This window comes from Solwaraspora sp. WMMA2080, from assembly GCF_027497395.1.
Lineage (GTDB): Bacteria > Actinomycetota > Actinomycetes > Mycobacteriales > Micromonosporaceae > Micromonospora_E.
In genome coordinates this window covers 4,767,065-4,779,942 of sequence record NZ_CP114910.1, presented here as the reverse complement: position 1 = coordinate 4,779,942, position 12,878 = coordinate 4,767,065, and the positions used below count along the sequence as shown (strand labels likewise).

Sequence of the window (12,878 nt, the reverse complement as noted above, 5' to 3'; positions counted from 1 at the left end):
CCATAGCGCTCACCTGATCTTGATACGGTCAGCTTGCGGAGCCGGCCCGCTTGGCCAGGTCGACGAACCCACGCCAGGCCGCCGGCACGAAGGCCAGCGTTCCGCCGTCGCGGTCCTTCGTGTCCCGGACGTACACCCGACCCGGCTGGTTATCGGCCACCTCCACGCAGGACCCGCCGTTAGTGCCGCTCCGGGTGCTCTTTCGCCAGTTCAATTCGGTGCTCATGGTCATCGACCACCCTCATCATCAGGTCACGGGACAGGTCACACGGTAGCGCCCGTGCGGACACCAACTCCCATGCTCGCTGCACGTTGCGTACGGTCGCAAGCCCGGTGACCACCTCTCCCTCGTCGACGCTGTCCCGGTAGACGACGGTTGCTCCCTCGATCAGGGTGGCGATCTCGAACGCGCCGGTCAGCGCGGGATGCGGCCCTGCCGAGAACGGCACCACCCGCACCACGACGTTGGGGAGGAATCCCACCCCGACCAGGTGATCCAGCTGCTCTTTCATGATCACCGAGTCACCGATCCGCAGCGCCGCCTCGCCGATGATCGCGTGCAACAGCAACGGATCCTCGCGACCCAGGGTCGCCGCCTGCCGCGCCATCCGTTCCCGGGTAATCTCCTCGACCTGGACCTCGGTGTGCGGCCCGGCCGCGATCACCGACCGGGCGTACGCCTCGGTCTGCAGCAGCCCGGGGACGAGATTGGCATGGCAGGTACGCATGATGGCCGCTCGGCGCTCGTTCTCCACCCAGGACCGTAGCCAGGGCGCGACCGCCTCACCGCGTGCCCGCTCGGCAAGCTCCTGCAGCTCGGGCCCCGCCTTGAGCACAGCGACCAGGCCAGCCAGCACGTCGTCGGGTGGGATCGACCGCCCTGACTCGTAGTTCCCGATCTGGGAACCACTGATGTGCACCTCCGCACCGAGCGCATCCTGAGACATCCCGAGCTGCATTCGCATTTGCTTCAGCACTTGTCGAAATTCATTCGGATCGCTCAACGTGTCACCTCACAGATTCAAGAAGCGAAACTCACGCCCCCGATCCTCCGGCATCGGCGCGTCACAGTCCAGGGTGGAAGTCGACAACTCGACAGCACCCGCCCGACCACTTCTCAATTGATCATGACCAGTGTCATGAAACGGCGGAATCGGCGGAGAATCGCGCTCGACCGCAAGCAGATTCGGCCAGGTGGACCTGGCTCGCTATCGATCTTTCCGTGCGATGCCCGAAGGCCTGCTCCGCGCGCCGCTCCTGGCCCTGCCGCCCTGTATCGGCACCTGCTGGGTGCCGGTTGCTGCCTGCTCGGGCCCCGCCGGTCCCGGCTGCCGGCCGGCTGACGCGCGTTGTCGGCCGGCCGGGCGCCAGGTCCGGCCGTTGGCGTAGACGATCCGGAAGCCCAGGTACGCCGCCAGTGGCGCCCAGTGCGACGAGCCCATCCGCAGCTCGGCGGCGTTGTTGTAGACCCCGTTGGCGAGCACGTCGAGCAGCACCGTCTCGAACGCCGCCGACTCCACCCAGTCGACCTCCCGGGTGTAGCCGCAGATCAGCGAGGCCCCGGTGGTGGCGAGGAACTCGCGCATCCGGGCGTCGGAGGCGCGCAGCACCGAACAGCTGCCGAAGTACAGCCGCTTGCCGGCGCACCGGCCGGCCATCTGCTCGGCCACGTCGTCCAGGTCGACGTGGTGCCGTTCGGTCAGGCACAGTTTGGTCGGCTCGCCGTGCATGGCGAAGAAGCCGACCCGGTAGTCGGCGTACTGGCGCAGCAGCCAGCGGTCCAGGAAGTAGGCGAGTTCGTCGGGGGTGGCGGCGTCGCGGTGGATGAACCGGATCCGGCTGAGCCGTTCCAGCAGCTCCAGGGTCGGCAGCACCGAGCCGCGCTCGTTCAGGTCGCGATGCCACTGCCCCTCGATGCAGAAGACACCACCGCGCGCCACGTCGCCTCCCACCGTCGCGGACCACCCGCCGGACCGCCCAAGGTCGCAGCCGGCCGGACTGCCAGGTCCACAGCCGGCCAGACCGCCCGGTTCGCAGCCGGGTCGGGGCCCGCCACCCACCTGTCGGTCCGGTCAGTGACCATACCGCCGGTCAGGCCGGTGGTGTCACCTCGGACCGGGGCACCGCTAGACGGACCACCCCGGCGTCGACCGCCGCCAACTGTTCGACGCTGGCGTAGCCGACACCGCCCGGCAGCGCCGCCGGCTCCGTCGTGCTGATCTTGATGAAGCCGGTACGTAGCAGCCGGGCCGCCACGTCGGGCGCGGTGGCTGGCTCGTCGCCCACCTCCGGGTGGGGCACCTCGTCACCGATCGCGTCCTGCGGATCGACGGCGCCTTCGACCGTCACCGCGTTCGGATCCGCCGGACGGACCAGGGCGACCGTGCCGATCTTCTCGCCCCGTGCGTCGACCACCGGCATGCCGGTGGTGATCCGGTCTGTCACAGATGCGTCAGCCGCGTTCATGGACGTCCGGTTCCCCGTGTCGGCGTGCGACAAACCGTCCGTCGGAGACCTCGCGCCAGGCGCCGGGGCCGTCGATCAGGCGACGGACCGCGTCGTACGCGGACTCCTCGGTGTCGTACTCGGTGAACCGGGACCTGCCCTCGGCGCCGCCGACCCGGGCCTCGACGAACCACCTGTCGGCGTCGGCGCGGAGGAACACGTCCCGCCGGGCCAGCCGTCCCCAACTGCCGTTCCACCAGTGTTTACGCTGCTCCACCCGACGGACCCTATCGAACATCTGTTCGAGAGGATACGGCAGTGGCGGGTGGCCACCGGATCGGGCGACCGACCCGGGCACGGCGGTCAGTCCGTCTCCGGCCGCTGGTAGCAGGTACCGCAGGTGGGGTCGTCGCAGCGGGGTCGGACAAGGGTGGCTACCGCCCGCCCACCAGCGGGCTGGGCGGTCGGTCGGCCAAGGTCGGCGACAGGTCGGGTAGGGGTTGCGCAGTCCTGGGACGTGATCCCGGCTAGCTGCTCCATGCGTCAAGTGTCACGCAGATCACGTCCCGTCGCCGCCACTTTTCAAGTGCTGGGAGTAACAAGGCAACCACGGATAGCTCTTTGAATCACCGGTCGGTGCGGCGGGTCACCAGGGCGTCCCGGATCTCGGTCAGCAACTTGATTTCCTCGCTCGGCGCGGCCGGCGGCGGCTCCTCGCCCCGACGCCGACGCTCCGCGAGCCGGTTCATCGGCATGACGACCAGGAAGTACAGCGCGGCGGCGGTGAGCACGAAGGTGATCACCGCGTTGACGAAGGCCGGCCAGTCGAAGACGACGCCACGGACCGTGAACCCAGCACCGCCGATGCCCTCCTCGCCGGTCAGCAGTACGGCCAGCAGCCTGATGAACGGCTCCAGGAACGACTTGGTCAACTGGGTCACCACGGCGGTGAACGCCGCACCGATGACGATGCCGACCGCCAGGTCGACAACGTTCCCGCGCAGGATGAAATTCTTGAAGCCGTTGATCATGAGGGGCACTCCCGGCAGCTGAGCGGAATATCGGTCGACAACCTACCGCGACGATCTGCCCGCCCCGCCGGCGCACGCCCCGCTGCCCGACCCCGGCCACGGGGTGGAATGCCTGGTGACCGGCTGTCGTTGTGCATGGTCCGCCCCCGCACCACCTGGAACGGCGATCCCCCGGCACGGAGAGGTGGACCCCCCATGAACACGATCATCACCGGTACCCTCCGCGACAAGCTGCGGAACACCGCCCTCGGCATCGCCGGGCTGGCCATGGCCGGCGGCGCGATCGCCGCCCCCGCTCTGGCCGCCCAGCACACCCCCGGCGTCCGGGCTGCCACCACGGACACCGCCGTCACCACGAGTGACACCGGCGCCACCGGCGACCGCGTCGACACCGGCGACCGCGTCGACACCGGCAAGTTGACCCCGCACGGCGTGCAGGGCGAACAGTCCCGCATCACCCTGTCCGGCGAGCAAACCGACAACGTCAAGGGCATCATCGCCGCCACGAAGAAGGCCGGCATGGACGAGCGGGCCGCCGTGGTCGCCATCGCCACCGCCCTGCAGGAGTCCAAGCTGGAGAACCTGGGCCACCTCGGTGACCGCAACGACCACGACTCGCAGGGCCTGTTCCAGCAGCGCCCGTCGTCGGGTTGGGGCACCGTCGAGCAGATCACCGACGTCGAGTACTCCACCACCGCGTTCCTGAACGGGCTCAGGGCCGTCGACGGCTGGCAGGACATGCCGCTGACCGAGGCCGCCCAGACCGTCCAGGTGTCGGCGTTCCCGTTCCACTACGCGCAGTGGGAGACCCAGGCCGCCGAGCTGGTCGCCCAGCACTGGAACAGCTGACCCACCGCACCGATCCGCAGCAGCACCGAAGCAGCGCGCCACTACCGCGCAACGCCGCTGGTCAGTACGAGGGCCGGGCCCCGCCCCCCGGGGTCCGGCCCTCGGGGCGTGAGCGTCGCGGGGTCAGTCTTGCGTGAGCGTCGCGAGTCAGTCGGTGCCGAGGTAGGCGGCCGCCTCGCTGGCCGCCCGCTCCGGGTCACCGTCGCGGATCGCCGCAACCAGCCGGGCGTGGTCGACGTGCCGGTCCGGGTGCAGGTCCGGGCCGACCGCCTCGGCGACGGTGGCCCGCATCGCAGCGCCGATCGAGTCGTACAGCTCGGACAGCATCACGTTGTGCGAGGCGGCCATGATCGCCCGGTGCAGCGTCAGGTCCGCGTCGACGAACCGGGCCAGGTCGCCCCCGCGCCAGGCCGCCTCGCGGTCGGCCAGCGCTGCGTCCAGCGACGCCACGTCCGACGGGGTACGCCGCTGCGCCGCCAGCCGGGCCGCCTCGACCTCGAACGCCCGGCGGACCTCCACGGTCTCCCGCCACTCGGCGGAGGCACAGCGGCGGGCCACCGCACCGGCCAACTCGTCGGTGGAGATCACATAGGTGCCGGAGCCTTGTCGGCACTCCAGCACGCCGGCGTGCACCAACGCGCGTACCGCCTCCCGGACCGTGTTGCGCCCGACGCCGAGCGCCTCGGCCAGCCGTGGTTCGGTCGGGATCCGGGTGCCGAGCGGCCAGTCGCCGGCGGCGATCTGCTCGCGCAACGAGTCGATCGCCTGGCGGACCAGAGTCTGCCGGGACCTGCGGGAAGTGCCGGACCGGCCGGCAGGTGCCGACGGGGAAGCTGCCGAGGGTGTCATCCGTTACATCACCCGACCATAAATCATCCCATGATTTTAGGATGGTCGACATGACTCCGCCAACCGCCCTCACCGGCCGCCCGGCTACCCGGACCGCACCGGGGTCGACCATGCCGAGGCAGACCTCATCGGGGCGGGCCGTGTCGGGGCCAAGCACGACTGGGCCAACCACGACTGGGCGGATCCAGCCGGTGCCGGCCACTGCACCGGCCGGGACGGCGACCACCGGGGCCGCCCGGCGTGGCACAGTCGTGGTGCTGATCGCGATGATCCTCGTCGCGCTCAACCTGCGGCTCGCGATCACCAGCCTCGGCCCGCTGCTGGACGAGGTCCGTACCGGCCTGGCACTGTCCGGCCTGCTGGCCGGCGTGGTGACCATGCTGCCGGCGTTGGCCTTCGCCTCGGTCGGCGCGTTCACCCCGTGGCTGGTCCGCCGATTCTCGCCACCGCAGCTGCTGGTGGCCTCGATGGCGGCGCTCGCCACCGGTCAACTGCTCCGGGTCACCATCAGCTCCGCCTGGTTGTTCGTGGCGACCAGCGCCCTGGCCCTGGCCGGAATCGCGGTGGCGAACGTGCTGCTGCCGATGCTGGTCCGGCAATACTTCCCGCACCGGGCCGGCCTGGTCACCGGCGCGTACATGATGTCGTTGACGATCGGTGCGTCGGTGTCGGCCGGTACCGCGGTCCCGATCGCCCACGCGGCCGGCAGCTGGCGGGCCGGGCTCGGCTTCTGGGCGCTGATCGCCGTCGCCGCCGCAGCGTTCTGGGTGCCGGTCGCCTGGCGGGACCGACGACGCCCGGCGACCGGCACGCCCGGCACCGTCGGCGAGCGACCGGCGAGCGGCACCGTCGGCGAGCGACCGCTGGCACGGCCGGGCGCGACGGCCGTGATCCGACCGGGCCGGACCCGGCTCGGCTGGCTGATGGCCGGCTTCTTCGGCGCACAGTCGTTCGGCGCGTACGCCCAGATGGGTTGGCTGGCGCAGGTGTTTCGCGACGCCGGTTTCCGACCGGAGACCGCCGGGCTGCTGCTGGCCGGGGTCACTGCGGTCGCTGTGCCGATCGCGCTGCTGATGCCGACGCTGGCCACCCGGATGTCGAGCCTGCGGCCGCTTGTGCTCGGCACCACCGTGGCGTCCGCACTCAGCTACGCGGGGCTGCTCTGGCTGCCGTACCAGGGTGCCCTGGTGTGGATGGTGCTGCTCGCGCTCGGTCAGGGCACCTTCCCGCTGGCGCTGGCGATGGTCGGGCTCCGGGCGCGGACCGGGGCCGGCGTGGTGTCGTTGTCGGCGTTCACCCAGAGCACCGGTTACCTGATCGCCGCGCTCGGCCCGCTCTCGGTCGGTCTGCTGTACGAGCAGACCGGCGGCTGGTTGGTGCCGATCGCGCTGCTCGGTGTGGCGCTGCTGGTGCAGACCGGTACGGGCTGGGCGATCGCCCGGCCCCGCTGGATCGAGGACGAGGCGGGCACCGCCTCGGTCAGTCGGCCGCAGCCGGCTGTGGCGCCGAGACCGCTTCGTCGACGCTCGGGAAGGTCTGTAGGACCTCGACCAGGCCGCTGACCTCCAGGATGCGCAGCACCCCGCGCTGCGGCGCGGCGAGCCGGACAACGCCGCCGGCCTCGTCGCACCCGTTCTTCGCCCGGACGAAGACCGACAGACCGGTGGAGTCGCAGAACGACACGTCGGCCAGATCGAAGACCAGCCGACTGCGACCTTTGTCCAGTAGATCCGTTATCTGGTCCTGGAGCTGGGGTGCGGTGGCCATGTCCAACTCACCACCGACCGACACGACGACGACGTCGCCACGCTGCTCCGTCTGCACCGTCAGGGACATTCGAGACCTCCAGCCATTCCGCTCGAACGGTACTCCACTTGCTGTCGTCCGCGCAGGACCGGGAGTTCGTTGCTCAGCAACCATAATCCCAGGCCGTCGGGAACCCGCCGCGACCGACGTCATCGCGGCGACGGCGGGTCCCGTCCGCCGGCCGGGTCAGCCGGCCAGCCCCACCCGGTCCAGGATCCAGGCCGTGACGAAGGCCTCCTCGTGCCAGGCGTCGTAGCGCCCGCTCGGGCCGCCGTGACCGGCACCCATCTCCGTCTTCAGCAGGTACGACCCGCCGGGAGCCACCGCGCGCAGTTTCGCCACCCACTTCGCCGGCTCGTGGTAGAAGACCCGGGTGTCGTTGAGGCTGGTCACGGCCAGGATCGGCGGGTAGTCGACGGCGGCGACGTTCTCGTACGGGGTGTACGAGCGCATGTACGCGTACACGTCGGGGTCCTCCAGAGGGTTGCCCCATTCCTCCCACTCGGTGACCGTCAACGGCAGCGTCGGGTCGAGGATCGTGTTCAGCGCGTCCACGAACGGCACCTGCGCCACGATCCCGCCGAACGCGTCCGGGGCGAGGTTGACCACCGCGCCCATCAGCAGCCCGCCGGCTGAACCGCCCCGGGCGATCAGCCGGTCCGAGGTGGTCCAGCCCGCCTTCACCAGATGTCGGGCGCAGGCCACGAAGTCGGTGAACGAGTTCTTCTTGGCCATCATCTTGCCGTCGTCGTACCAACGCCGGCCCAGCTCACCGCCGCCCCGCACGTGCGCCACGGCGAACACCACGCCACGGTCCAGCAACGACAGCCGGGGCACCGAGAACCACGGGTCCATGCTGATCTCGTACGACCCGTACCCGTAGATCACGCACGGCGCGGAACCGTCCCGGGGGGTGCCGGCGCGGCACACCACCGAGATCGGCACCCGGGTGCCGTCGTCGGCGACCGCCCATTCCCGGTGCTGCTCGTAGCCGGCCGGGTCGTAGCCGCCGAGCACCGGCTTGCGCTTGCGCAGCGCCAGGTCGCGGGTGACCAGGTCGTAGTCGTAGATGGAGTCGGGGGTGATCAGCGAGGTGTAGCGGATCCGCAGGCTGGTGGTGGTGTACTCGGGGTTGGCGTCCAGCCCGACGCTGTAGATCGGCTCGGGGAACTCGATGTCGAAGGTGTCGGTACTGCCGACCGGGAGCACCCGCAGCCCGGTCAGTCCGTCAGTACGCAGCGACACCACCAGGTGGTTGGCGAACGCGTCCACCGATTCGAGCCGGGTGCCGGGGGTGTGCCCGATCAGCGGCACCCAGTCGCCGGGGGCGTCCACAGAGGTGTACGCGAGGGCGAAGTCCTCCGCGCCGTCGTTGTGCAGGATCAGGAACCGGTGCCCATGGTGTTCGACCGAGTAGTCCACCCCCTGCCGGCGCGGGGCGATGACCACAGGCTCGGCGGTCGGGTCGGTGGCCGGCAGTGCCCGTACCTCGCTGGTGGTCTTGCTGTGCGCGTCGATCAGGATGAACCGCTCGGAGCGGGTCAGCTCGACGCCGACCCAGAACCGCTCGTCGTCCTCCTGGTGGACGATGACGTCGCGGTCCGCGCCGGTGCCGATCTGGTGGCGCCAGACCCGGTACGGCCGCCACGCGTCGTCCACGGTCAGGTAGAACAGCGCGCTGCCGTCGGCCGACCAGGCGGTGCCGTAAAAGGTCGACGGCACCTCGTCGGGCAGCACCTCGCCGGTGGCCAGGTCCTTGATCCGCAGGGTGAAGCGCTCGTCGCCGGAGAAGTCGGTGGAGTACGCCAGCCAGCGGCCGTCCGGGCTGACGTCGAAGGTGCCCATCGCGAAGAAGTCATGCCCCTCGGCGAGGGCGTTGCCGTCGAGCAGGATCTCCTCGCCGTCGATCGACACGCCGTCGACAGTGGCCGGCGGGGCCGAATCGCCGGGCCGGACGGCAAGCCGGCAGTGGATGCCGTACTGCTGGCCTTCGACGGTCCGGGTGTAGTACCAGTAGTCGCCCTTGCGGGTCGGTACCGACAGGTCGGTCTCCTGAGTACGCCGCTTCGTCTCGCCGAACAGTGTTTCGCGCAGCGCGGCGAGGTGTGCCGTGGCACCCTCGGTGTAGGCGTTCTCCGCCTGCAGGTAGGCGATCGTGTCCGGGTCGTCCTTGGCGGCGAGCCAGGCGTAGTCGTCGACGACCGTGTCGCCGTGGTGGACGCGCTCGGTCGGGACACGCTTGGCGGTCGGCGGAACCGGTGTCTGGGTCGTCACCCGGCCACGGTACCGCCCGGAGCGGGCCGCCCGGTCGCGGCGGCACGCCGCACGGCCAATCCGGATCGATTAGAACACGTGTACGATCAGCGCGGGGGGTGACTCGACGGTGATTCAGGACGTGGCCGCTCGACTGGCTGAGATCTGTGGTGCCGCGCACGTGCGCGACGCCGGCCCGGACGACGAGGTGGCGGCCGCCGCTCCGCGTTGGGTTGCGGCACCGGGCACGGCCTCGGCGACCGCCGAGGTGCTGCGCCTGTGCGCCGACCGGGATCTGACCCTGATCCCCCGCGGCTCCGGCAGCAAACTGGACTGGTGGACTCCACCGTCCTATGTGGACATCGTGCTGGACACCTCCCGGCTGGCCGGCGTCTGGCACCGCCCGCCAGGATCACGCACCGTCCGGGTCGGCGCGGGCACCCCGCTGCACACCGCCCAGCAGGCCGTCGGCCGGGCCGGCTGGCGGATGCCGCTGGACCCGCCCTCCGCGTCGGCGACGGTCGGCGGGATCGTCGCCACCGACGAGACCGGACCATTGAGCCACCGGCACGGTCCGCCGTGCCGGCACGTCACCGGGGTCGACTACGTCGACGCCGCCGGGCGGCTGGTCCGGGCGGCGTCGGAGACTGACGACGCCGGTGACGAACCGCCCCAGCTGCTCTGCGGTTCGCAGGGGGCCCTGGCGGTGCTGGTCGCCGCGACGGTCCGGCTGCAGCCGGTGCCGGCCGACCGACGCTGGGTGCGACGTACCGTGCACACCCCGCTGGAGGTACGCGACCTGGTCGGCGAGCTGACCGTCGACGGGCTGCACCCGGTGGCGGTCGAGCTGGACCTGCCGGCACACGCCGCGCGCACCGTCCGGCCGTCCCAGGTGCCGCCCGGTGGGCAGCTCGCGGTGCTGTTCGAGGGCGAGCCGGGTCTGAACCGGCAACGCGCCGGCCGGGCGGCGGCACTGCTCGGCGGGGACGCCGTCGACACCGCCCGACCGCCGGTCTGGTGGCGGCGTTACCCGTTTACCGCCAGCGACATCGCTCTGCGGCTCGACGTACCGGCCGCGCACCTGCACGCCGCGATCTACGCGGTGCGCGACGCGGTCGGCGCACCCATCGGTGTTCGCGGTTCGGTCGGCACCGGCCTGGTGCACGCCGTACTTCCCGGGTCGACCACGCCGGAGCGGGTCGCCGAGACCCTGGCGACGGTTCGGTCGGTGCTGCTGGCGCGCAGCGGCAGCTGCGTGGTGCTGACCGCGCCCGCCGAGGTCCGACAGGCCGTCGACATCTGGGGCCACCGGCCGGGCCTGCCCCGGCTACTTGAGCTCAAGCAACGGTTCGACCCGCAGCACCGGCTGGCGCCCGGCCGGTTCACCGGCGGGTCGTGACCGGGTCACCCGGTCAGTCGGTCACGCGCTGGTCTGGGTGGGCGGCGAAGGCCGGCCGGGCCGGCCTTCGTCGCCGGCTCGTTGCGTACCACCAGGATCGCGATGTCGTCGCGAGGTGCCTCGACCGAGAAGTCCAGCGTCGTGGTGCGCAGCCGGGCCGCCACCACGTCGGCGGAGAAGCCGGCCAGCGGTGCCGCGGCACGGCGCAGCCGCTCGGCGCCGAACAGCTCCCGCCCGTTGCGCCGCTCGGTGATCCCGTCGGTGTAGAAGACCAGCGAGTCGCCGGGTGCCAAACTGAGATCCACCGACGGCGCGACGATCTCCTCCAGCAGCCCGAGCGCCGTGCCGCCGGCACCGACGAACCGGGCCTGCCCGTACCCGCTGATCAGCACCGGCCGGTCGTGGCCGGCCAGGTGCAGCCGGACGTCCAGCTGGTGGTCGGCGGTCACCGTCACGGCGGCCATCGCGAGGGTGCAGTAGCGGCCGCCGCCCCGCTCGACGAGCGTGTCGTTGAGCCGGGCCAGCACCTCCGGCAACGCCTTTCCGTCGCGTACCAGCACCCGGATGACGTCCCGGACCAGGCCGGTGACGGTGGCGGCCTGCACCCCCTTGCCGGACACGTCGCCGACCACCACCAGCCAGCGGCCCTCCGACAGCGGCACCACGTCGTAGAAATCCCCGCCGACCTCGACCGCGTCGCCGCTGGGCACGTACTCGGCGGCCAGCCCGATCCCGCCGATGGTGGGCAGTCCCGGCGGCAGCAGCGACTGTTGCAGGGTGTGCGCGACCCGCCTGCGTTCCTGATGAATCCGGGCGTTGTCGATGGCCAGCGCGGCCCGCCGGGCGACGTCTTCCAGGACCGACACCTCGTCCGGGTCGTGTCGGTGCCGTTGGTGCCGGCCGACCGCGAGGGTGCCGAGCCGCTGACCCCGGGCCACCAGCGGTACGGCGAAGCCCTCCATCGGCGCGCCGAGCGGCACCTGTGATCCGCTGCGCGACGCCTCCCGCAGCCGGGCCAGCACCGAGTCGGGGCCGGACTCGCGCAGCGTGGCGTGCAGCGCGGGCAGGACCGTCTCGTCGGTGTGGCTCGCGGCGGCCAGCTGCAGCTGGCCCCACTCGTCCGCGGTGTGCACCGCGCACCACCGGCCGAGCCGGGGCACCACCAGCTGCGGGATCAGCGCCATCGTCAGGTCGACGTCGAGTGACTGGGCGAGCAGTTCACTCGCTTCGGCCAGGAAGGTCAGCCAGGTCTGCCGGCGCAGGTCGGCGCGGCGCAGCCGGTCGTTCTCCAGGTGCAGCGAAAGCCGCTCGGCGACAAGCGCGGCCAGTGGCCGGGCGTAGTCCGACGGCGCGGCGTCGAGTTCGAGTTCCCCGGAGTACGGCCGGTGCACGGTCAGCGGTACGCGCAGCAGTTCACCGGAGCGTGGCTGCCGGCCGTACCGCGCCAGGATCTGGACCCCGTTGCCGTCGCCACGGTCCAGCCGGACGGTGCCACCGGCCGCGCCGACCAGGTCCGCGACCCGGGCGAGCAGGCTGCCGGCCAGGTCCGCGAGCGGATCGTCGGCATGCGGTTCCGGCCCGGCCTGCATCAGCGCGGCGAGTGTCCCGGCGCTGGGCGCGGCCGGCGGCCGGGTGTGGTGATCATCGTCGGCGGCGGGTGCCAGCCGGGTGCCGGCCGGCACCGGCGGAAACCAGTCGTCCGGTGCCGGTGGGGTGCCGTGCCGGTCGAGCCGGAACCAGACCCCCTTGCCGGTGCGCAGGTGGGTGGTGCCCCACCGGCTGGCGAAGTGGTCGACGAGGAGCAGGCCCCGGCCCCGCTCGGACACCTCGGAGATGTTCTGCCGCTCGTTGCGGGGCAGCGCGGCGACGTTCTCGATCGGGCCGGCGGCGAAGTCGGTGACCGTGACGGTCAGCCCGACCGGGTCGGCCACCACCTCGATGATCAGCTCGGTGCCGGCGTGCACGACCGCGTTGGTGGACAGCTCGGTGGTGAGCAGCAGCGCCTCGTTGATCAGTTCATCCAGGGCAGCTTCGGACAGTACCGACCTGACCACCGCACGTGCGGTGGCCGGGGTCCGTCGGTCGGCCGGCAGGCGAACCCGCCGGACATGCTCACTCCCGGTGCCGGTGGCGGAACGCTCGGCCCTAGCTGTCACCTGCCGGTTCCTCCGATCCCCTGACAGATTGGTGCGGGCATGCGCCTCGCATCTGCCACGGTAGTCGAGCAATGATGAGGTCAGCCCACT

The 12,878-nt window shown here is 71.4% G+C and carries 11 protein-coding genes and 2 pseudogenes; 3 read left to right on the top strand and 10 right to left on the bottom strand.

The window, feature by feature from the left end; all coding sequences use genetic code 11:
• Positions 1–28 precede the first annotated feature (28 nt).
• The 6 genes and pseudogenes from O7543_RS21725 to mscL all read right to left on the bottom strand — a co-directional run bounded on the left by O7543_RS21725 (position 29) and on the right by mscL (position 3,476).
• Positions 29–232: a DUF397 domain-containing protein gene (locus tag O7543_RS21725; protein ID WP_281552150.1), complete on the bottom strand. Its 204-nt coding sequence runs from the start codon at positions 230–232 to the stop codon at positions 29–31.
• Positions 180–977, bottom strand: a complete 798-nt coding sequence (locus O7543_RS21720) for a helix-turn-helix transcriptional regulator (protein ID WP_281552151.1) — start codon at positions 975–977, stop codon at positions 180–182. Before O7543_RS21720 ends, O7543_RS21725 begins: the two co-directional genes overlap by 53 nt.
• 384 nt (positions 978–1,361) lie before the next feature.
• Positions 1,362–1,940 (bottom strand): annotated as a pseudogene (locus O7543_RS21715) (hypothetical protein); the annotation flags it as partial.
• Positions 1,941–2,091: 151 nt separating this feature from the next.
• Complete coding sequence (locus O7543_RS21710; RefSeq protein ID WP_281552152.1) at positions 2,092–2,445, bottom strand: hypothetical protein; 354 nt, start codon at positions 2,443–2,445, stop codon at positions 2,092–2,094.
• Positions 2,446–2,452: 7 nt separating this feature from the next.
• Positions 2,453–2,743 (bottom strand): hypothetical protein, encoded by a 291-nt coding sequence (locus O7543_RS21705; RefSeq protein WP_278173204.1) that lies wholly within the window; start codon positions 2,741–2,743, stop codon positions 2,453–2,455.
• Between the two features lie 328 nt (positions 2,744–3,071).
• Entirely contained in the window at positions 3,072–3,476 is a 405-nt protein-coding gene (mscL, locus tag O7543_RS21700) for a large conductance mechanosensitive channel protein MscL (protein WP_281552153.1), read from the bottom strand.
• Between the two features lie 195 nt (positions 3,477–3,671).
• On the opposite strand from mscL, the gene O7543_RS21695 reads away from it, so the two are divergent.
• Positions 3,672–4,325 carry a hypothetical protein gene (locus tag O7543_RS21695; protein WP_281567187.1) on the top strand — a complete coding sequence of 218 codons (654 nt, stop codon included), beginning with the start codon at positions 3,672–3,674 and terminating at the stop codon, positions 4,323–4,325.
• Between the two features lie 147 nt (positions 4,326–4,472).
• Here the strand turns inward: O7543_RS21695 and O7543_RS21690 are convergent, their stop codons facing one another.
• Positions 4,473–5,174 carry a FadR/GntR family transcriptional regulator gene (locus O7543_RS21690; protein ID WP_281552155.1) on the bottom strand — a complete coding sequence of 234 codons (702 nt, stop codon included), beginning with the start codon at positions 5,172–5,174 and terminating at the stop codon, positions 4,473–4,475.
• 191 nt (positions 5,175–5,365) lie between these two features.
• Between O7543_RS21690 and O7543_RS21685 the strand changes: the two genes are divergently transcribed.
• On the top strand, positions 5,366–6,736 hold the full coding sequence (locus tag O7543_RS21685; RefSeq protein WP_281552156.1) for an MFS transporter: 1,371 nt from the start codon (positions 5,366–5,368) through the stop codon (positions 6,734–6,736).
• On the opposite strand, the gene O7543_RS21680 is transcribed toward O7543_RS21685, so the two are convergent.
• Together O7543_RS21680 and O7543_RS21675 are read right to left on the bottom strand one after the other, a co-directional pair.
• A complete protein-coding gene (locus O7543_RS21680; RefSeq protein ID WP_281552157.1) occupies positions 6,654–7,010 on the bottom strand; it encodes an STAS domain-containing protein in 357 nt (118 codons plus the stop codon). The two genes, O7543_RS21685 and O7543_RS21680, sit on opposite strands and share 83 nt — an antisense overlap.
• Before the next feature lie 156 nt (positions 7,011–7,166).
• Positions 7,167–9,254, bottom strand: a complete 2,088-nt coding sequence (locus O7543_RS21675) for a S9 family peptidase (RefSeq protein ID WP_281552158.1) — start codon at positions 9,252–9,254, stop codon at positions 7,167–7,169.
• A 121-nt stretch (positions 9,255–9,375) separates the two neighbouring features.
• Here O7543_RS21675 and O7543_RS21670 point away from each other — a divergent pair, with 121 nt between their 5' ends.
• Positions 9,376–10,632: an FAD-binding oxidoreductase gene (locus O7543_RS21670; RefSeq protein WP_281567186.1), complete on the top strand. Its 1,257-nt coding sequence runs from the start codon at positions 9,376–9,378 to the stop codon at positions 10,630–10,632.
• Between the two features lie 77 nt (positions 10,633–10,709).
• On the opposite strand, the pseudogene O7543_RS21665 reads toward O7543_RS21670, so the two are convergent.
• Positions 10,710–12,788: pseudogene (locus O7543_RS21665) on the bottom strand (SpoIIE family protein phosphatase); the annotation flags it as partial.
• Positions 12,789–12,878: the final 90 nt, after the last annotated feature.